This is a genomic window from Massilia jejuensis, from assembly GCF_042656795.1.
Lineage (GTDB): Bacteria > Pseudomonadota > Gammaproteobacteria > Burkholderiales > Burkholderiaceae_D > Telluria > Telluria jejuensis.
The window spans coordinates 32,637-51,177 of the sequence record NZ_JBHSMS010000079.1; the positions used below are offsets into that span (position 1 = coordinate 32,637).

At 65.4% G+C, this 18,541-nt stretch carries 17 protein-coding genes and 1 tRNA gene; 10 read left to right on the plus strand and 8 right to left on the minus strand.

Translation table 11 applies throughout. The features are described from left to right. Positions 1-36 precede the first annotated feature (36 nt). From ACFPOU_RS21850 to ACFPOU_RS21870, 5 genes are all read left to right on the plus strand, one after another. The gene (locus tag ACFPOU_RS21850; RefSeq protein ID WP_379726509.1) at positions 37-1,026 is read left to right on the plus strand and encodes an HpcH/HpaI aldolase/citrate lyase family protein; all 990 of its coding nucleotides are present in this window, start codon (positions 37-39) and stop codon (positions 1,024-1,026) included. Continuing rightward, positions 1,026-1,550 carry a hypothetical protein gene (locus ACFPOU_RS21855; protein ID WP_379726516.1) on the plus strand — a complete coding sequence of 175 codons (525 nt, stop codon included), beginning with the start codon at positions 1,026-1,028 and terminating at the stop codon, positions 1,548-1,550. Before ACFPOU_RS21850 ends, ACFPOU_RS21855 begins: the two co-directional genes overlap by 1 nt. An 81-nt stretch (positions 1,551-1,631) precedes the next feature. Continuing rightward, entirely contained in the window at positions 1,632-4,340 is a 2,709-nt protein-coding gene (gene acnA / locus ACFPOU_RS21860) for an aconitate hydratase AcnA (RefSeq protein ID WP_379726519.1), read from the plus strand. A 186-nt stretch (positions 4,341-4,526) separates the two neighbouring features. Then, complete coding sequence (locus ACFPOU_RS21865; protein WP_379726522.1) at positions 4,527-5,033, plus strand: hypothetical protein; 507 nt, start codon at positions 4,527-4,529, stop codon at positions 5,031-5,033. Positions 5,034-5,325: 292 nt separating this feature from the next. Further along, a complete protein-coding gene (locus tag ACFPOU_RS21870; RefSeq protein WP_379726525.1) occupies positions 5,326-6,588 on the plus strand; it encodes a DUF2863 family protein in 1,263 nt (420 codons plus the stop codon). Positions 6,589-6,667: 79 nt separating this feature from the next. Here ACFPOU_RS21870 and ACFPOU_RS21875 read toward each other — a convergent pair whose 3' ends face one another. The 5 genes from ACFPOU_RS21875 to ACFPOU_RS21895 form a co-directional block, all read right to left on the minus strand. Beyond that, a complete protein-coding gene (locus ACFPOU_RS21875) occupies positions 6,668-7,816 on the minus strand; it encodes a serine hydrolase domain-containing protein (protein ID WP_379726528.1) in 1,149 nt (382 codons plus the stop codon). Next, the gene (locus ACFPOU_RS21880) at positions 7,813-8,289 is read right to left on the minus strand and encodes a CYTH domain-containing protein (RefSeq protein ID WP_379726531.1); all 477 of its coding nucleotides are present in this window, start codon (positions 8,287-8,289) and stop codon (positions 7,813-7,815) included. The genes ACFPOU_RS21875 and ACFPOU_RS21880 overlap by 4 nt, the downstream gene beginning before the upstream one ends. A gap of 14 nt (positions 8,290-8,303) precedes the next feature. Next, positions 8,304-9,425, minus strand: coding sequence for a M14 family metallopeptidase (locus ACFPOU_RS21885; RefSeq protein WP_379726534.1), 1,122 nt, complete (start codon positions 9,423-9,425; stop codon positions 8,304-8,306). A 94-nt stretch (positions 9,426-9,519) separates the two neighbouring features. After that, positions 9,520-9,885 carry a hypothetical protein gene (locus ACFPOU_RS21890; protein WP_379726537.1) on the minus strand — a complete coding sequence of 122 codons (366 nt, stop codon included), beginning with the start codon at positions 9,883-9,885 and terminating at the stop codon, positions 9,520-9,522. 204 nt (positions 9,886-10,089) lie between these two features. Further along, positions 10,090-10,380, minus strand: coding sequence for a KGG domain-containing protein (locus ACFPOU_RS21895; protein WP_379726540.1), 291 nt, complete (start codon positions 10,378-10,380; stop codon positions 10,090-10,092). Positions 10,381-10,732: 352 nt separating this feature from the next. Here ACFPOU_RS21895 and ACFPOU_RS21900 point away from each other — a divergent pair, with 352 nt between their 5' ends. The 4 genes from ACFPOU_RS21900 (at position 10,733) to ACFPOU_RS21915 (ending at position 14,629) form a co-directional block, all read left to right on the plus strand. Then, the gene (locus tag ACFPOU_RS21900; RefSeq protein WP_379726543.1) at positions 10,733-11,602 is read left to right on the plus strand and encodes a hypothetical protein; all 870 of its coding nucleotides are present in this window, start codon (positions 10,733-10,735) and stop codon (positions 11,600-11,602) included. Positions 11,603-11,956: 354 nt separating this feature from the next. Further along, complete coding sequence (locus ACFPOU_RS21905; protein WP_379726546.1) at positions 11,957-12,937, plus strand: glycosyltransferase family 2 protein; 981 nt, start codon at positions 11,957-11,959, stop codon at positions 12,935-12,937. Between the two features lie 56 nt (positions 12,938-12,993). After that, on the plus strand, positions 12,994-13,560 hold the full coding sequence (locus tag ACFPOU_RS21910) for a D-glycero-alpha-D-manno-heptose-1,7-bisphosphate 7-phosphatase (RefSeq protein WP_379726550.1): 567 nt from the start codon (positions 12,994-12,996) through the stop codon (positions 13,558-13,560). Beyond that, positions 13,544-14,629 carry a glycosyltransferase family 9 protein gene (locus ACFPOU_RS21915; protein ID WP_379726552.1) on the plus strand — a complete coding sequence of 362 codons (1,086 nt, stop codon included), beginning with the start codon at positions 13,544-13,546 and terminating at the stop codon, positions 14,627-14,629. Before ACFPOU_RS21910 ends, ACFPOU_RS21915 begins: the two co-directional genes overlap by 17 nt. A gap of 6 nt (positions 14,630-14,635) precedes the next feature. Here ACFPOU_RS21915 and ACFPOU_RS21920 read toward each other — a convergent pair. Further along, positions 14,636-14,712: transfer RNA gene (locus tag ACFPOU_RS21920), tRNA-Pro, on the minus strand. A gap of 112 nt (positions 14,713-14,824) precedes the next feature. Then, positions 14,825-16,711: an MFS transporter gene (locus ACFPOU_RS21925; RefSeq protein ID WP_379726556.1), complete on the minus strand. Its 1,887-nt coding sequence runs from the start codon at positions 16,709-16,711 to the stop codon at positions 14,825-14,827. A 269-nt stretch (positions 16,712-16,980) separates the two neighbouring features. Here ACFPOU_RS21925 and ACFPOU_RS21930 point away from each other — a divergent pair, with 269 nt between their 5' ends. Continuing rightward, positions 16,981-17,199 carry a hypothetical protein gene (locus tag ACFPOU_RS21930; RefSeq protein WP_379726559.1) on the plus strand — a complete coding sequence of 73 codons (219 nt, stop codon included), beginning with the start codon at positions 16,981-16,983 and terminating at the stop codon, positions 17,197-17,199. Between the two features lie 5 nt (positions 17,200-17,204). Here the strand turns inward: ACFPOU_RS21930 and ACFPOU_RS21935 are convergent, their stop codons facing one another. Then, positions 17,205-18,524, minus strand: a complete 1,320-nt coding sequence (locus ACFPOU_RS21935) for a homoserine dehydrogenase (RefSeq protein WP_379726562.1) — start codon at positions 18,522-18,524, stop codon at positions 17,205-17,207. Between the last annotated feature and the right edge of the window lie 17 nt (positions 18,525-18,541).

The following is an 18,541-nucleotide window of genomic DNA, read 5'->3' on the forward strand; positions in this document are numbered from 1 at the left end:
CCGGGCGGCACGGCTGTTGCGACGACTGAACCCACCATGCACCCTTCCGAGGTTTTATTCCAGGGCAAACGCCAGCCGCTCCTGCTTCCCGCCTGCGATCACTATTGCGGCTCGGAGAAGCTGATGCGCAAGTCGATGGCCCTGCAACAAGAGCTTGGCCCCGTCTTCGACATCACCTTCGACTGCGAGGACGGCGCCGCCGCCGGCAGCGAAGCGGCCCACGCGCAGCTCGTCGCCTCGCTGGTGAACGGCGAGGACAACCGCTTCGAGCGCATCGGCGTGCGCCTGCACGACATCGACAGTGCCCATTTCATCCAGGACGTGGTCGCCATCGTCGGCGCCGCGGCCGCCCGCCTGGCCTATGTCGTGCTGCCCAAGCCCAACGGCGTCGACGACGTGCGCCGCGCGCTCGAGATCATCAACCGCGTGGCGCTGCCGAACGGCCGCGCCGCCCTGCCGGTGCATGTGCTCATCGAAACCCACGGCGCCCTGCGCGAAGCCTACGACATCGCCGCCCTGCCCCAGGTCGAATGCCTGTCCTTCGGCATCATGGACTTCGTCTCCTCGCATTACGGCGCCATCCCGGCGGCCGCGATGCGCACGCCGGGACAGTTTACGCATCCCTTGGTCGTCCGCGCCAAGCTGGAGATGGTTGCGGCATGTCATGCGCACGGCAAGGTGGCCTCGCATAATGTCACGACCGAGATCAAAGACAGCGCCGTTGTGGCTAACGATGCACAACGCGCCGGCGCCGAATTCGGTTTCACGCGCATGTGGAGCATCCATCCGGACCAGATCAAACCGGTCGTCAAGGCGTTCACGCCCCGCTTGTCGGAAGTAAACGAAGCGACCAATATCTTGCAGGAAGCGATGGCGGCGAACTGGGGGCCGATCGCCCAGCATGGACGCTTGCACGACCGCGCCAGCTACCGATATTATTGGACCGTTTTGCAGCGCGCGAAGCTGGCCGGCCTGGCGCTGCCCGAATCCGCGGCGGCAATCGTCAACCAAACGGAACCGAACTAATGGCCACCTCCCCCAAGCAGCTCCTTGCCGCCGGCGCCTTCGCGCTCGCGGCCCTCGGCCTGTGCGCCGCTCCGGCAGCGGCCGCACCCGAGAAAAACCACCCGAAGGCCGCCGACGTCGCCAAGGCGAAGAAAGCGGCGGTGTCGACAGCGAAGCCGAAGAAAGCGGCGGCGGCCGAAGACGACTGGGCGCCGCTCGACGAAGCCGAACCGGACATCACCGACACCAAGGTGACCGAGTACACCTGCGAACTGAATAACAAGGTCACCATCTACAGCAACGAAAACGACGACGCGCACATCGCCCTGCGCTGGAAAAAGCGCCTGCACCGCCTGGACCGGGTCGGCACGACCACCGGCGCGCTGCGTTTCGAGAACACCAATTTCCGCCTGATCTGGATCGGCATCCCGTCGAAGGGCATCCTGCTCGACTCGCGCCTGAACCGCCAGCTGGCCAACGAATGCAAGAGCGCCGAGCAAAGCAAGCCGCTCCCGACTGCTGGTTCCGAAGAAATGAAAAGCTGACGCTGCACTTGCGTCCTACCTGTTGCAAGATATTCGTACCGAATTGAAGCAATAACAAGAAACCCCACTGAAGGAGAGCTTATGTCTCGCAACACCCTGAACACGCTGAAGGACTTCCCGCTCGCCGCGGGCCGGTCCGGCCAGTTCTATTCGCTGCCGGCGCTGGGCGAAAGCCTGGGCGTGAACCTGTCGCGCCTGCCGGTGTCGATCCGCATCGTCCTCGAGTCCGTGCTGCGTAACTGCGACGGCAAGAAGGTCACCGAAGAACACGTCCGCCAGGTTGCCGGGTGGAACGCAACCGCCGAGCGTACCGACGAGATTCCTTTCGTCGTCGCGCGCGTCGTGTTGCAGGATTTCACCGGCGTGCCGCTGCTGGCCGACCTGGCCGCGATGCGCAACGTCGCCGCCAAGACCGGCGCCGATCCGAAGAAGATCGAGCCGCTGGTGCCGGTCGACCTGGTCGTCGACCACTCGGTCACGATCGACCACTTCCGCGAGCCGGGCGCGCTCGACCTGAACATGAAGCTGGAATTCCAGCGCAATAACGAGCGCTACCAGTTCATGAAATGGGGCATGCAAGCCTTCGACACCTTCGGCGTCGTGCCCCCGGGCTTCGGCATCGTGCACCAGGTCAACCTGGAATACCTGGCACGCGGCGTCATGCGCCAGGGCGACACCTTCTATCCCGACACCCTGGTCGGCACCGACTCGCACACCACCATGATCAACGGCGTCGGCGTCGTCGGCTGGGGCGTGGGCGGCATCGAAGCCGAAGCCGGCATGCTGGGCCAGCCGGTCTATTTCCTGACCCCCGACGTCATCGGCGTCAACCTCAAGGGCAGGCTGCGCGAAGGCTGCACCGCGACCGACTTGGTGCTGACCGTCACCGAACTGCTGCGCAAGGAAAAAGTCGTCGGCAAGTTCGTCGAGTTCTTCGGCGAAGGCACCCGTTCGCTGTCGACCACCGACCGCGCGACCATCGCCAACATGGCGCCGGAATACGGCGCGACCATGGGCTTCTTCCCGGTCGACGACGCCACCGTCGACTACTTCCGCGGCACCGGCCGCACCGAAGATGAACTGGTTGCCTTCGAGAACTACTACAAGGCCCAGGGCATGTTCGGCATCCCGCAGGAAGGCGAGATCGACTATACCCGTATCGTCACCCTCGACCTGTCGACCGTCACCCCGTCGCTGGCCGGCCCGAAGCGTCCGCAGGACCGTATCGAACTGGGCAACGTGAAGAACAACTTCACCGAGCTGTTCAGCAAGCCGACCACCGAGAACGGCTTCAACAAGGCCCCCGGCGACCTGCACAAGGTCTACGAGACCAGCAACGGCGTGCGCGTGAAGAACGGCGATATCCTGATCGCCGCGATCACCTCCTGCACCAACACCTCGAACCCGAGCGTGCTGCTGGCCGCCGGCCTGCTGGCCAAGAAAGCCGTCGAGCGCGGCCTGACCGTCGCGCCGCACATCAAGTCGTCGCTGGCCCCCGGCTCGCGCGTGGTCACCGAGTACCTGACCGCCGCCGGCCTGCTGCCTTACCTGGACAAGCTGGGATTCGGCGTCACCGCCTACGGCTGCACCACCTGCATCGGCAACGCCGGCGACCTGACCCCGGAACTGAACGCCGCGATCGTCCAGAACGACATCGTCGCCTCGGCCATCCTGTCGGGCAACCGTAACTTCGAAGCACGCATCCACCCGAACATCCGTTCGAACTTCCTGGCCTCGCCGCCGCTGGTCGTCGCCTACGCGATTGCCGGCAACATGACGAAGGACCTGATGACCGAACCGGTCGGCCGCGACACCAACGGTGTCGACGTCTACCTGGGCGACATCTGGCCGAGCTCGCAGGAAATCGGCGCCCTGATGAAATTCGCGATGAACTCGGAAGTGTTCAAGAAGAACTACGCGGACGTCAAGGGCAATCCGGGCGAACTGTGGGAGCGCGTGTCGACGACCGAAGGCCAGGTCTACAACTGGCCTGAATCGACCTACATCGCCGAGCCGCCGTTCTTCGCCGACTTCGAGATGACCCCGAAAGCGGCCGCCACCGGCGTCACCGGCGCGCGCGCACTGGGCGTGTTCGGCGACTCGATCACCACCGACCACATTTCCCCGGCCGGTTCGATCAAGGAAGACGGTCCAGCGGGCAAGTGGCTGAAGGACCATGGCGTGCTCAAGGCCGACTTCAATTCCTACGGTTCGCGCCGCGGCAACCACGAGATCATGATGCGCGGCACCTTTGCCAACGTGCGCATCAAGAACAAGATGATCCCGGCCAAGCCTGACGGTTCGGCGGTCGAAGGCGGCATCACGATCCACCAGCCGAGCGGCGAACAGCTGTCGATCTATGACGCGGCCATGAAGTACGTGGCCGAAGGTACCCCGACCATGATCTTCGGCGGCGAAGAATACGGCACCGGCTCGTCGCGCGACTGGGCGGCCAAGGGCACCCAGCTGCTGGGCGTGAAAGCCGTGGTCGTGCGCTCGTACGAGCGCATCCACCGTTCGAACCTGGTCGGCATGGGCGTGCTGCCGCTGCAGTTCATCGGCACCGACAGCGTCGAAACGCTGGGCATCACCGGCCGCGAAACCTTCGACCTGAAGGGCCTGGAAGGCGAGATCAAGCCGCAACAGCTGGCGACCCTCGTCATCCACCGTGAAAACGGCGAGCGCAAGGAAGTCCAGGTGCTGCTGCGTATCGACACCCCGATCGAAGTCGACTACTACAAGCATGGCGGCATCCTGCCGTTCGTGCTGCGCCAGCTGCTGGCGGCATGATCTTCCCGGGCCCGCTTCGCGGCGGGCTCGCGGCAGGCAAACGGGGCTGGAACCTTCGCGGGTTCCAGCCCTTTTCATTTGAATGCGGCGGTATGTCGTGCCTCAAGCGTATAGATGAGATTTTGCTTGAAATTTTATTAATAGCTGAGAAAATGGAGATCAAGCGAACCAGAACGGGGTGTCCATATGCGTACGAAAGCGACGATTGCGATCACGGCTGTCATGGCCTTGCTGCTGGGCTGGCAGCACCTCGACGGCGGCGTGCCGGCACACCACCTGCTGGCCGACCCGGCCCTGCCGGCGCTGTCGAACTGGTGGGGCCTGCTGACCCTGCCCGCGCTGGCCTGGATCCTCCTGGGCCGCATCGAACGCCGCCGCCGCGCCGCGCCGACCGCGGCCCATGGCGACTTCGCGGCCTTCACGGGCGCGCTGGTGTTCGGCGCCATCCTGTCGCTGCTGTTCACGGCGGGACAACATGGCGCAACCGACACCATGCTGCTGGTCCTGGCCGTGCTGGCCGTGTTCTATCCGGTCTACCGCGCCGCCAGCGTGCTCGGCTTCGTCATCGGCATGACCTGGACCTTCGGCGCCGTGCTGCCGATGATCGCGGGGGGCCTCTTCGCGGCGGCGGGCTGGGCGATCCACCACGGGGTGCGCTTCCTGGTGTCGCGGGCGATGGTGCTGCGCCGCTGAGTCAGCACCCGCGCAGGCATAGCCCCCTTCGCGTGCAGGGGCCGGCGCACCGAAGCGGCGACCGGCGTGGCGCGTCATCGGTGAGCAGGATGCCCGTCATCGTAGCGGCCGAGGGATTCGGCGCTTCACTGCGCACCACAGCGCACGACAGCGCACGGCAGCGCACCAAGCGCCTCCCTTTCCGTTGTGTTCATGGCATGTGGCCGAATCAACTACAATACCGGGGATAAGGGTTTATCATGACCCCTCGGACTTTTGATCCTCACCTATTTACAAGAGACTCTTCAGCGCTATGCGTCGTCCTTCCAAAGATTCATCTAATAAACTTTCCGCAGAAAGCCAGCGTCTCTCCAGCATCGCTCAAGCCATCGTGCAGTCTGCCAGCCGCGTCGAGGAGCGCACCTGGGAGCGCCAGCTGGATGCGCAACTGCAGAAACTGCTCAAGACCAATCACCAGGAAAGCATCGACGCCGCGCTCAATATCCTGTTCAAGGACGACCTGGCGGCCTACGACGTGCTGATGGATGGCGTCGAGGCGGTCAGCGAATCGTCGACGATGGTCGAGCAGGGCAGCGATGGCGGCGAAGTCACCTGGCAAGCCCTGCTGGTGGCGGCGCCGATCCTGGCCTGGACCCGTTTCTCGATCGGCTCGGGCACGATTCCCACCGAACTGCTCACGACGCTGTCGGCGCATTTCGCGGCCCACTTGCTGGCCGAAGGCACGCAGCTGGCGATGGCGCCGACGCTGTACGCGATCGACCAGTTGCCGCGCACCCATGCGGAAACCTATGCGCTGACCCACAAGCTGGCCCAGGCCGCGCACAAGGGCGCGAGCATCAAGCCGTCCGTGCGCACGCCGGAAACGGCGCCTTTCCTGGCCGACACCCGCTACCTGCTGGTGACGGTGGTGGCCCCGGTCGGCGCGCCGCTGTTCCGCTGGCAGGAAATCCAGCACCAGATCAATTTCGAGGCCGAGCGCAACAATGCCCTGGCCGCCTGGCGCGAGCAGGCCACCGCCAACATCGCGCGCCTGATGCCGGGCTGCGGCGTCGAACTGTTGCTGCCGGAAGCGTATTACGTGGCTTGCCGCGAAGCCGACAAGGCGATCCGCCCGGTCTCGATCCGCGCCGCCGTGCACTACCTGACCAACACGCTGGACGTGGAAGCCTCGGACTTGCGTGCCGTGATCGCCGGTTTCGGCGAGGAAGCGGCCGAGGGCATGACCGACGAATACCGTGTCGGCTTCACCCTGCGCCAGAGCGCCGAAGTGGTCTACGGCATTGTCTGGCCGCTGTACGGCCAGGAAGACGACGAGGGCACGCCGATGGAAGGTCCGGGCGCGGGCGGCTTGCTGCCGGCGCCTTTGAGTCCGATCAACGAGATCATCGCCCACCTCAACGAAGCGGGCGTCACCCACATCAAGCGCATCAACGAGTTGTACGTCGCCGAGTACTGCGACGATTGCGGCGCGCCCCTGTTCGCCGATCCGACCGGAGAACTGGTGCATGCGGAGATGCCGGAAGATACCCCTGCCGGCACCGAGCACTTCCACTGACCGGACAGCCTCGCAGCGATGAAAGCCGGCGCCGATGGCGCCGTCTTTCATCTTGCATCCCGCATCTTGCCCGATGCCGTCAGCGGATGGCGCCGATCACGCGCTTGCCGAATTCGGCGGCGTTGCCGCCATGCCAGCGCCAGACGATCACCAGGTCGTGCTGCGGCGATACCAGGATCGTATTGCTGCCCGCGCCCAGGGCGGCATAGGCGGTGGTCGGCATGCCCGGCAGGTTCTTGCCTTTGGTATTGAGCCACCAGAGGTAGCCGTAGTCCGGACCGTGCGCGCTCGGGCACAAGGCTTGTTCGACATACTCCGGCGGCAAGACCTGGCGCCCGTTCCAGGCACCGTCGCGCAGCCACAGGTAGCCGAAGCGGGCCATGTCCCAGGAATTGATCCACATGCCGCCGCCCCAGCGCGTGCCGCCGCTGACCGACGGCACTTGCCTGCCCTTGAGTTCGACATAGCTATTGGTGTACGGCACCCACTTCCAGGTGGTCGAGGCGCCGATGACGTCCATCACCTGCTCCTGGAACACATCCGGTACCGGCTTGTCGAACACCCGCAGCAGGGATAGCGCGAAGCGGTTGATGCGTACGTCGTTGTATTCGTAATGACTGCCCGGCGCGCCCAGGGTTCTCGGCATGCGCTCGCCGGCGCCGAAGGCTTCCTTGCCGATGAAGTCGGCGTTCTTGCCCCACAGGCTGCCCTCCCACTCGCTTTCCTGCTGCAAGTGCTGCTTCCACGTGACCTGTGCATTGCGCGGCGAGGCGTAGCCGCCGTCGCGCACGCGCCCGGCCACCGGCTCGTCGAGCTTGCCGATGCGGCCCTCGCGCAGCGCCACCCCGGCCACCGTCGCCAGCATGCTCTTGGCCACCGAATAGGTCGGGTCGACGAAGGCCGTATCGCCGAACTCGGCCACGACATAACCCTTGTAGATGACGAGCCCGTTGGTGCGGGCGCGGCGCGTCGGCAAGGAACCGAGACGGGTGCCGAAGGTCGCTTCCTGGTCGGAAAAATCCAGCGCCCGTTCGGTTTCGTGGCCCTGCGCATATTCGACGGCCGCGGCCAGCGCCGCCGGGTCCATGCCCAGCGCGGCCGGCGCCTTGCGGGCCCATTCGCCGGGCGCAGGAAAATAGGGCGCCGGCGGCGCAGCCAGCGCGCCGCAATACGCCACTAGCGCGACGGCGCCGCTAGCGCGTGCCCAGCGCCGGGTGAAGGTAGTCATGGTGCATCTTTCCAGGAAGAGTAAGGATGGCTGACCAGGTTGGAATTGAAATAGCGGGCGTCGTGCGTGACTTCCGCGCCGATCCAGTCCGGCTTCTCGAACGCTTCGTCTTCGCTGGCCAGTTCGATCTCGGCCACGGCCAGCCCGGCATTGGCTCCCAGGAATTCGTCGACTTCCCAGACATGCGCGCCGACCGTAATGCGGCGGCGATATTTCTCGATCAGGGGCGGCGGGCACAGCGTATCGAGCAGCTCGGCCGCTTCGCCGACCGGGATCGGATACTCCCATTCGCCACGCGTAGCGCCCTGGCTCTTGCCCTTGATCGTCAGGGCGGCGTGCTCGCCCTCGATGCGCACGCGCACCACGCGTGCCGGGTCCGCGCTCAGGTAGCCCTGGCGCAGCAGGGTCGCTTCGCCCAGGGCGCGCCAGGCGTCGCCCTGGAGCAGGAACTTGCGCTCGATCTCGACGCCCACGCCCGGCTCCCGGCTCAGCCGAGCGACTGCAGGATCGGCTGCAGGATCGCCGCGCCCAGGGCCGCGCTGCGCGCGCCGTTCCAGCCGGTATGGCTATTGGGCAGATCGGCGTTATCCTTGAACGGCATTTCGAGCGTCAGCGACAGGCATTTGAAGGTGTGGCCGACATACTTCGAGGCCAGGGTCAGCAGTTCCTCGTTGTACTTGCTGGCAGGGTAGCCATACACGTTCTGGAAGTCCGGGCTGGCAGCCATGTACTGGGCCACGAAAGCCTTCTGGCGCGCTTCGCGCTCGGGCGTGAAATCGGCCAGCATCTCGTTGCCCGCCACGAAGTTGTAAGGCAGCGCTTCGTCGCCGTGGATGTCGAAAAACATGTCGACGCCGGTCTCGTGAATCTTGTTCTTCACGCACAGCACTTCCGGGCTGCGCTCGAGCGTGGGCGTCATCCACTCGCGGTTCAGGTTGGCGCCGGCCGCGTTGGTGCGCAAGTTGCCGCGTACCGCGCCATCCGGATTCATGTTCGGCACGATGTAGAACACGGCGCGCTTGAGCAGCTTGACCGCGACCGGATTGGCGTCGTCGAGCAGCGCATCCATCATGCCTTCGACAAACCATTCAGCCATGGTCTCGCCCGGGTGCTGGCGTGCAATAACCCAGATCTTTTTCTCGGCAGCCGGGTTGCCGATCAGGACCAGGTTCATGTCGCGGCCTTCGACCGTGCTGCCGATATCGATCACGCGCGCGATCGGGTTCTCCGCCACTTCGCCCAGCAGGCGCAGATGGCGCTCCCAGCTGTAGGGTTCGAAATAGGCGTAGTAGATACTGTCGAGCTCAGGGGTGTGCTTGACCGTCATGACCTGGCCGTCGAAGCTGGTCGGCACTCGGAACCAGTTCTCGGTGTCGTAGCTGGCGGCGACCTGGTAGTTCTCGAAGCCCTTCGGATAGGTTGCCTGGCCGGCGTTGAGGAAACGGATCGTGCAGGCGTGGCCACGCGCGCCTTGCAGGCGGAAGTGGAACCACTGGTGAATGTCCGCGTGGCTGTCGCGGCGCAGGTTCAGGTCGATCTGTTTCGCGCTGTCGGCTTGCACCACTTCAATGGCGCCTGAATCGAAATGCTGGCTGATTTTGATAGGCATGGCTGGTCCTCGGTTGGCCGGTGTACGAAGTCAAGGATGATACCGGATCCGCGCACCCGGCCCGCCGCACGCGCGGGGAGCCGGGGGCCGCGCATCACGCGTCGAGGTCGATCAGGTCGCGGCTGTAGAGCGCCATGACCTGGCGCATCAGTTCGACGTTGCTGCGGTCGAGGACGAGCACCAGGTTCGGCGTACGGTCGAGGTTGAAGGCCATGCGCAGCTTGCCCGGCAGCTCGCGGCAATTGAGCGTGAGCGCGCGCGGGTTGGCCGGATTGTCCCAGTCGTGCTGCGTGATCTGGGGCGGTGGCAATGCGGGCGCCTGCAGGGCCGGGTCCTGGTTGACCGGCATATGGTCGAGCAGCCAGAAAACCATGGACGCCGGGATGTGCAGGCAGACATCGCTTGCGCCCTCCGTGGCGAACTTGCCGAGCAACGAATTGCCGACCCGATCGCACGCCATGGACATGCTCTTTACTTGACGAATGACCGCTGCTTTCACCACGATGTTCCTCAGGGGTTGTTTGAAAAGGCGCAGCGATTCTACCCCATCCGGCCGCCATGGCGTGCGGTTTTGGCATGAAAACGGGGAGCAGCGCTCCCCGTGGATACTCCTTCCCGCCGCCCTGTCCCGCCCTCGGCAACGCACCGGAGGCGGCAGGTGGCCTTACTCTTTCGAACCGCGGCTGCCGCCCTTGGTCGAGCTGCGCGAGCTGCTGCCCGAACCGGCGCTGGCCGATTGACGGTTGCCATGGCTCATGCTGCCGGCGCGGCGTGCTTCCTCGGAAGTGAATTCGTGCGCGGTACCCTTCTGGTGGGCTGCCTTGCCACCCTGGCTGGCGATTTCGCGCTGACGCTGCGGATCCATCGATGCGAAGCCGCGATTGCGGGTGCCGCCCGCACTCTGGCTGTTGGATTGATTACCGCCTTGCTTGTTACCCTGGTTACTCGAAGCCATGATCGTGTTCTCCCTGTTCACTTATTGAACCGCCGCGTCCTGCGGCAGGCTTGGCCCTTGCTCATCGAGCGAGGCCGATGAGCGCAGGCCAATTTCATAGTAGGCACGCGAATTGGATGAGGGTATAGGACATTTTCAGCTGACTTTGTAGGACAACAGGCGACAGAAAATGCAGAAATGCAATAGGCTGCTGCTGATCACTATTCCCATCAGTTGTTGTCCTACACACTATCGATGCGTCTTCCTATACTGAAGCTGTGCGCGGGCGCGCATGATGGCAGGATTGGGCGGCGCCGACAGGTTCCTGTCGATCCAATCCCGCCAGCGAAATCGCTCATTGAAAGGAAACGACATGGACGCAAATCAACGCAGCGAAATGAACAACCAGACGAATAATGGCGGCAACGAAAAGTGGAACAAGAATGCCAAGGGCAAGACCGCGCCCGACGCGCCGCTCGACCATACCTACCCGAACAGCGAATCGCTCCAGCAAGGCCGCCAGGGCGTGGACCAGATGACGACCCCGCAAAGCGGCATGGGTCCGGGCCAGTTTGCCGAAGACAGCAGCCGCTGGGACTTGCCGGGCGGCTCGATGCAAACCCAGCAGAGCGGCGGCAGCGGCCCTCAGCAGGGCCTCAGCGACAGCCACCAGCGCCAGATGGAACAGCGCTCGGGCGCCTATGGCGAACTGGAGCTGCCGGTAGGACGCCGGCCCCACGATAGCGGCACCTCGCTCCTGCACCATGAAGGCAAGCAGGCGGGCAATACCCAGTCGTCCGCCCGCATGAATCCGCAGGATCCGCGCCATCCTGAACTACAGGGCGGATCGCTCGGCCACCAGCATGGCGCCGGGCAGTCGATGCAGTCGGGCTCGGGTGGACAATCGTCGGGCCGCTCGCAAAGCAATCCGGCCGGCGACGCATACACCAGCACCGACCGTGCCGGCTCGCAAACCGGCGCCGGCGGACACGCGGCGGGCGCCGAAGAGGCCGGCACGCACCAGTCGAACGACACCACCGGCGGCCTGCCGCGCAGCCCGGGCAATGCCGGTCCGCGCGGCGACAATCCAGGCTGGAAGCCGGGCGGCAGCATGCAGCAGGACCCGGACCGCGTGCACGAGTCGAACGATGCCGCGGGCGGCTATCCGAAAAGCCCGGCCGGCGCCAACAAGCTGGCCGGCGACCAGAAAATGGACGACGACACGGGCTTCTCGCGCGGATGAGCACCGTAGTGTAAAGGCCTGAAATAAACGGCGGCGCGGATGCGCCGCCGGCATCTCCCTGCCCGCCTCGCGCGGGCATTTTTTCGTCCTTTTAACGGATAACGAAGAGAAAACGATGTAGGACCATTCCTACACATAGTCAGCAATGTTTATGGCCCTTCGATCGCGCCCCGGGGCCGGCGAAGCGGCGTCAGCCTTGATCCAGATTCAGGCCGGGCGATCGCGCCGGAACTCGACCTTCGGTCGCCGATCGAACCAACCGCAGCATCGCGCCCCGCCAGGGCGTTCCTGCGCGATGCCGTGCTGCCGCGCCAGCGATGGACAAGCAAGGCCCACCCACCTACTGGAGGACGCATGCCAGCTATCACGCCAAGAACAGCAGCCAGCGCGATCGGGGTCACGGTCGTGGTGCCGACCCGCGGGCGCCGGGAGTTGCTCGAGCGCTGCCTGGACGCGCTGACGCGCCAGACCCTGCCCGGCAACTGCTACGAAATCATCGTCGTCGACGACGAGCCGAACCACAACACCCTGCACCTGGTGGCCGGCTGGCGCGCCCGCACGCTCGAGCGCGGCCCGCGCCTGGTCTACCTGCCCAATGCCAACCGGCATGGCCCGGCTGCCGCGCGCAACCTTGGCTGGCGCAGCGCCAAGGCCGCGATCGTCGCCTTCACCGACGAAGGCGCCGTGCCCTCGCCATCCTGGCTGGCGCAGGGCCTGGCCGCCTTCGGAACCGAGACCGACGTGCTCTACGGGCGGCTCGACACCTCGCCGCCGGGACGCCCGGTCAAGGGCAACGCATTGCGCGTAGCCAACTGCTTCTGCCGCAAAACCATCCTGGAGCAGCTCGACGGCTTCGACGAGCGCTTCGGCAAGGCCCGCCACTGCGACGCCGATCTCCACTTCCGGCTGCTGGCCCTGAAGGCCCGCATCGCCCGCGCGCCCGAGGCGCTGGTCGTGCTGGCGGTCGGCCCCGCGCGCTGGGGCGCGAGCCTGGGCCGCACGCGCAGCGCCGTGTTCGACGCCCTGCTCTACAAAAAGCATCCGCGGCTGTACCGCGAACGCATCGCCGCCGCCCCGCCCTGGGACGACTACCTTGCCGTGGCCGCGCTCCTGGTGGCGCTCGGCGCCCTGCTCGCCGGTCGCGACGCCCTCGCCCTCGCAGCCGGACTGGGCTGGCTGGCGCTTACCGCGCGCCTGTGCCGCCAACGCCTGCGCGGCACGGTCGGCCGCGCCTCGCACATCGCCGACGTCGTCCTCACCTCGGCCCTGATCCCGCCGCTGGCCGTGTTCTGGCGCCTGCTCGGCGCCGTTCGCTACCGCGTCCGGTTCACCTGAGGCCGACACGGGCTCCGGCTTCCTTACCCGCACAGAGACAACATGGTGGTCCAGGCATGAAAGCGATTTTTCTCGAAAAGGACAGCACCCTGGTCGAGGCGCTGCCGTGCAATGTCGAACCGCGCCGCATCCGGCTCAGCAGCGGCGCCGGACCGGCGCTGCGCCTGCTGGCCCGGCTCGACTACCGTTTCTTCGTCGTCAGCCACCAGACCGGCATCGCCTTGGGCCGCTCTTCCGTGGACGCCATGCATGCGGTGAACGACCGCCTGAGCGATCTGCTGTTTCGCGAAAACCTCAGTCTCGACGGCTTTTACTACTGCCCCCACGATCCGCAAGGCACGCTGGCGCCGTATGCGATCAGCTGCCATTGCCGCAAGCCGCTGCCCGGCCTGCTGCTCAGGGCCGCGCTGGATCACGGCATCGACTTGCGCGCCTCCTGGATGATCGGCGACATCCTGCACGACGTCGAGGCCGGCAACCTTGCCGGCTGCCGCACCATCTTGCTCGACAATGGCAACGAAACCCAATGGCGGCTCGGCCCGCGCCGCATCCCCACCCGCATGGCGCCCGACCTGTACGCCGCCGCCGTCCTGATTGCCGCGCACCATGACCATGACGACTGACTGGAACGCAGCCGCCCACCTGCTCTGCGTGCGGTTCGAGGAGCCCGCCGACATCCTGGCGTCGACGCCGGCCCTGCGCGCGCTGCGCGCCCAATGTCCGCAGCGCAGGATCACCCTGCTCTCGTCGCCCGCGGGCGCCGCGCTCGGCCCGTATCTGCCCGACGTCGATGCCGTGCTGGCCCATGAGGCGCCGTGGACGCCCGGCGGCGCGCGCGCACCGGCGCCATCCCACCTCGACTGGATTGCCACGCTGGCGGCGCGCCGCTTCGACGGCGCCGTCATCTTCACCCGTCATGACCGGAGCGCCCTGCCCGCCGCGCTGCTGTGCCAGCTGGCCGGAATTCCCTTGCGCGCAGCCTATTGCCGCGAAAATACCGCCCAGCTTCTCACGCAGCCGATCGCCGATCCCGGGCCGGGCGCGCTGCTGCGCCACGACGTCCAGCGCCAGCTCGATCTGGTGCGCCGCCTCGGCGCGGAGATCGCGGACGAGCGCCTCGCATTCGTCCCCACCGTCCAGGACACGCTGGCCGTGCGTGCGCGGCTGCATGCCGCCGGCATCGATCCGGCCGGACGCTGGCTGGTCTTGTACCCCGGCGCCGGGGTCCAGGCCAGGTGTCATGGGCAGCACGATTGGCGCAGCCTGGTCGCCGCGCTGCACGCGCGCATCGGCTGCCCGCTGGTGCTGGTTGGCGACGCGCACGATCCGGCCCGCAGCGATGGCATCGACGGCATCGATACCGCCCCGGAAGCCCGCATCCTCTCGCTGGCCGGCCAGCTCGACGTCGGCGGCCTGGGCGCCTTGCTGGCGCAGGCATCGCTGGTGATCGGGCATCGCGGCTTGGGCACGCAGCTCGCCGCGGCGGTCGGCACGCCGGTCGTCCATTTGCAGACGCAAGGCAGCCCACACGGGATGCCGTGGCAGGTGCCAAGCCGCGCCGTGCCACTGGCGCCGGCGCAGGTGCTGGAAGCGGTCTGCAACCTGCTCAAGCAGACCGAGGCCGATCGGACAGCGGCGGGCCGCGGACGCCAAACGAAAAAGGCCAGTCCGAAGACTGGCCTTTCCGCTTGATTTTCTTGGTCGGGGCGAGAGGATTCGAACCTCCGACCCCGTGCACCCCATGCACGTACGCTACCAGGCTGCGCTACGCCCCGACTAGCCAGCAATTATACCTGAGACGCAAAATTTTTCTCAGATTTTTGTGATGCCTGAAGCAAGATTACGATGGACGGGTCGATCGGATCCAAGGGCCCCGCACGCCCCTAGTTACTTCCACTCTCCGCGCAGCGCCCGCACCTGTTCGTACAGGTACTCCGGCGTCGCCTCCTGCGGCGCGACCGGCATGCCTACCGCCAGCGCCAGCTTCGAGCGCAAGCCGCGCGAGAACGAGCGCTCGAACAGATTGCCCGGATCGCGCGTGAATACGCTGCCCCACAGGCCGCGCAGCGCCATCGGAATCACCGGCACCTTGCTGCGCTCGACGATTTTCGCGATGCCGCCGCGGAACTCGTTCATGTCGCCGGTCGAGGTCAGCTTCCCTTCGGGAAAAATGCAGACCAGGTCGCCCTCGTGCAAGGCCTGGGCGATGTCGATGAAGGCGCGTTCCATCATGAACGGGTCTTCCCTGGCCGGTGCGATCGGAATCGCCTTTGCCGTGCGGAAGATCCAGCCCAGCAGCGGCATCTTGAAAATGCGGTGGTCCATGACGAAGCGGATCGGACGCGGACTGGCCGCGCCGATCACGATGGCGTCGACATAGCTGACGTGGTTACACACCAGCACGGCCGGGCCCGCGTCCGGAATGCGTTCGACGTCGACGGTGGCGACCCGGTGGATCGTGTGGATCAGCAGCCAGGCCAGGAAGCGCATCAGGAATTCCGGCACCAGCGAGAAGATGTAGACCGCCACCACGGCGTTCAGCAGGGCCGTGACGAGGAACATGTCGGGAATCGAGAAGCCCTGTCCCAGCAGCAGGATGGCCACGCCGGCGGCGGCCACCATGAACAGCGCGTTCAGGATGTTCATGCCGGCGATCGTGCGCGAGACGTGCTGCGGGTCGCAGCGCGTCTGGATCAGCGCGAACAGCGGCACGATGAACAGGCCGCCGAAGACGCCGATCAGGACCAGGTCGACCAGGATGCGCGCCGCACCCGGCGTGGCCAGCAGCGCGAACGCATCGACCAGTGCGGTATTGGTGTAGGCCTGGCTGGCGAAATACAGGTCGATGCCGAACAGCGACAGGCCGATCGAACCGAACGGCACCAGGCCGATCTCGACCTTGCGGCCGGAGAGTTTTTCGCACAGCAGCGAGCCGACGCCGATGCCGAGCGAGAATACGGTCAGCAGCAGCACGAAGACGCTGTGGTCGCCGTGCAGGTAATCCTTGGCATAGACGGGGAATTGCGACAGCACCAGGGCGCCGTAGAACCAGAACCAGGAGTTGCCCAGCATTGACAGGAAAACCGTGCGGTTTTGCGCGGAAAAGCGCAGGTTGCGCATGGATTCGGCCACGAAGTTGTAGTTGATCCGCAGGTCGGGCGCGGGCGCCGGCGAGGCCGGGATGCGCCAGCTGGCGGCCAGGCCGATGAGCGCCATCGTCAGGCTGGCGCCGGCAACGAGCTCGATGCCGACGGGTCGGTAGGACACCAGCAGGGCGCCCGCCACTTCGCCCAGCAGGATGCCGACAAAGGTGCCCATCTCGACCACGCCATTGCCGCCGACCAGTTCTTCCGGCTTCAAGTGCTGCGGCAGGTAGGCGTACTTGACCGGCCCGAACAGGGTCGAATGCACGCCCATGCCGACCACGGCGGCAATCAGCAGCCACAGCGTATGCGTCATCCAGCCGATGCCGGCCACCAGCATGATGGCCACTTCGAGCAGTTTGACGAAGCGCGCCAGCCTGCCCTTCTCGACCTTGTCGGCAATCTGGCCGGCGGTAGCGGAGAATACGACATACGGCAGGATGAACAGGCCCGGGATCAGGTTGTTCAGCAGCCCCGGGTCGAGCGATGTCCAGGACAAGGCGTCATATGTCAGCGCCACCATCAGCGCCGTCTTGAACAGGTTGTCGTTGAAGGCGCCGAGGAATTGGGTCCAGAAAAATGGCGCGAACCGGCGCTGCGACAGCAAGGAAAATTGGCTCGACTGGCTCATGCGGAGGCCCGTGGTAAAGAGAGGGGTAATTTACAATAGCGCTGCGGGCGCCACAATCGTTATATTGCCTGGAATTATCTTTGCGCTGGAATACGGGCCTGAGAACCGATGTGCAGCAAATGGCCACGGTACAGGCCTTCAGCGCGTTCGCGCAAGGCTACTGGTTGTTCACAAAAGCAACTGGAGTAAGCGCAGGAAACGGCTTGATGGACAACAAACGTGTAGTCTCGACTGCTTGTTGTGCAGCGCAGCGTGAGTAGAATGCTCGGATGAATTCGCCCAAGTTCCCCTCCATCCTGCGCGGCGCGCTTGACGCACCGTATGACGACATCGAGCACGCCTTACTCGACCTCACCACTGCCTCGCTCGACGACGAGGACGGCGTGTCCGCCCCGAGCGTCGATGAATTCGCGCTTGAATTCCTGGTCGAATGCAGCCGCCCGCCGCGTGCGGACGATCGCCCGCGCGCACGCAATGCAGGCAGCTGACCGAATCAGCTGAGCGTTTCCAGGCGGATTCGGATCACCTTGCCGACCACCGAAGCGAGGCCTTCGATGCGGGCAATGGCTGCATCGACTTTCTTTTCCTGGGCTTGGTGGGTGATCATGATGATGTCGGTGCGCACGTCGCCACGGGTTTCCTTTTGCAGGACCGCGTCGATCGAAATCCCGGCATCGGCCAGGATGCGGGTCAGGTCGGCCATCACGCCGAGCTGGTCCTTGACGTGCACGCGCAGGTAATAGCTGGTCGTGATGTCCGACATCGGCAGGATCGAGACGTCGGTCATTTCGTTCGGCTGGAAGGCCAGGTGCGGCACGCGGCAGTACGGGTCCACCGTCGCCAGGCGCGTGACGTCGACGAGGTCGGCGATCACGCTCGATGCGGTCGGTTCCGCGCCGGCGCCCTTGCCGTAGTACAGGGTCGAACCGACGGCGTCGGCCTCGACCAGTACCGCATTCATGGCGCCCTCGACATTGGCGATCAGGCGCGCTGCCGGGATCAAGGTCGGATGCACGCGCAGTTCGATGCCCTCGACGCCGTCCACGACCGAGCGGCGCGTGATGCCGAGCAGCTTGATGCGGTAGCCAAGTTGTTCCGCGTAACGGATGTCGTCGGCCTGCAGCGCGCTGATGCCTTCGACGTGGGCCTTTTCGAACTGGACCGGGATGCCGAAGGCGATCGCCGACATGATGGTCAGTTTATGGGCCGCGTCCACGCCTTCGATGTCGAAGGTGGGGTCCGCTTCGGCATAGCCGAGCTCCTGGGCCTTCTTCAGCACGACGTCGAAGTCGAGCCCCTTGTCGCGCATCTCGGACAGGATGAAATTGGTGGTGCCGTTGATGATGCCGGCCACCGAGTCGATGCGGTTTGCGGTCAGCCCTTCGCGCAGCGCCTTGATGATCGGCACGCCGCCGGCGACGGCCGCCTCGAAGGCCACCATCACGCCCTTTTCCTGGGCGGCGGCGAAGATCTCGTTGCCGTGCAAGGCCAGCAAGGCCTTGTTGGCCGTGACCACGTGCTTGCCGTTGGCAATCGCCCGCAGCACCAGTTCGCGCGGCAGTTCATAGCCGCCGATGAGTTCGACGACGATGTCGACGTCCGGGCTGTCGACGACCAGGAAAGGATCGTCGACGATCTGGCAGTTGCCGTCGGTCAGGCGGCTGGCGCGTTCGGTATTTCGGGCGGCAACCATCGTGATCTCGATGCCGCGGCCGGCGCGGCGGCGGATGTCTTCCTGATTGCGTTGCAGCACATTGAAGGTGCCTGCACCGACGGTGCCGATGCCGAGGAGGCCAACTTTGATGGGTTTCATGGTCGATTAATAATGGG

Excerpts from the sequence above, each read along its gene's own strand:
- ACFPOU_RS21925 (WP_379726556.1), bottom strand. The coding sequence starts at position 16,711 with ATGAGCCAGTCGAGCCAATTTTCCTTGCTGTCGCAGCGCCGGTTCGCG.
- ACFPOU_RS21900 (WP_379726543.1), top strand. The coding sequence starts at position 10,733 with ATGGACGCAAATCAACGCAGCGAAATGAACAACCAGACGAATAATGGC.
- ACFPOU_RS21885 (WP_379726534.1), bottom strand. The coding sequence starts at position 9,425 with ATGCCTATCAAAATCAGCCAGCATTTCGATTCAGGCGCCATTGAAGTG.
- ACFPOU_RS21915 (WP_379726552.1), top strand. The coding sequence starts at position 13,544 with ATGACCATGACGACTGACTGGAACGCAGCCGCCCACCTGCTCTGCGTG.
- ACFPOU_RS21875 (WP_379726528.1), bottom strand. The coding sequence starts at position 7,816 with ATGACTACCTTCACCCGGCGCTGGGCACGCGCTAGCGGCGCCGTCGCG.
- ACFPOU_RS21890 (WP_379726537.1), bottom strand. The coding sequence starts at position 9,885 with ATGGCGTGCGATCGGGTCGGCAATTCGTTGCTCGGCAAGTTCGCCACG.
- ACFPOU_RS21855 (WP_379726516.1), top strand. The coding sequence starts at position 1,026 with ATGGCCACCTCCCCCAAGCAGCTCCTTGCCGCCGGCGCCTTCGCGCTC.
- ACFPOU_RS21865 (WP_379726522.1), top strand. The coding sequence starts at position 4,527 with ATGCGTACGAAAGCGACGATTGCGATCACGGCTGTCATGGCCTTGCTG.
- acnA (WP_379726519.1), top strand. The coding sequence starts at position 1,632 with ATGTCTCGCAACACCCTGAACACGCTGAAGGACTTCCCGCTCGCCGCG.
- ACFPOU_RS21870 (WP_379726525.1), top strand. The coding sequence starts at position 5,326 with ATGCGTCGTCCTTCCAAAGATTCATCTAATAAACTTTCCGCAGAAAGC.
- ACFPOU_RS21910 (WP_379726550.1), top strand. The coding sequence starts at position 12,994 with ATGAAAGCGATTTTTCTCGAAAAGGACAGCACCCTGGTCGAGGCGCTG.
- ACFPOU_RS21895 (WP_379726540.1), bottom strand. The coding sequence starts at position 10,380 with ATGGCTTCGAGTAACCAGGGTAACAAGCAAGGCGGTAATCAATCCAAC.
- ACFPOU_RS21930 (WP_379726559.1), top strand. The coding sequence starts at position 16,981 with ATGAATTCGCCCAAGTTCCCCTCCATCCTGCGCGGCGCGCTTGACGCA.
- ACFPOU_RS21850 (WP_379726509.1), top strand. The coding sequence starts at position 37 with ATGCACCCTTCCGAGGTTTTATTCCAGGGCAAACGCCAGCCGCTCCTG.
- ACFPOU_RS21905 (WP_379726546.1), top strand. The coding sequence starts at position 11,957 with ATGCCAGCTATCACGCCAAGAACAGCAGCCAGCGCGATCGGGGTCACG.
- ACFPOU_RS21935 (WP_379726562.1), bottom strand. The coding sequence starts at position 18,524 with ATGAAACCCATCAAAGTTGGCCTCCTCGGCATCGGCACCGTCGGTGCA.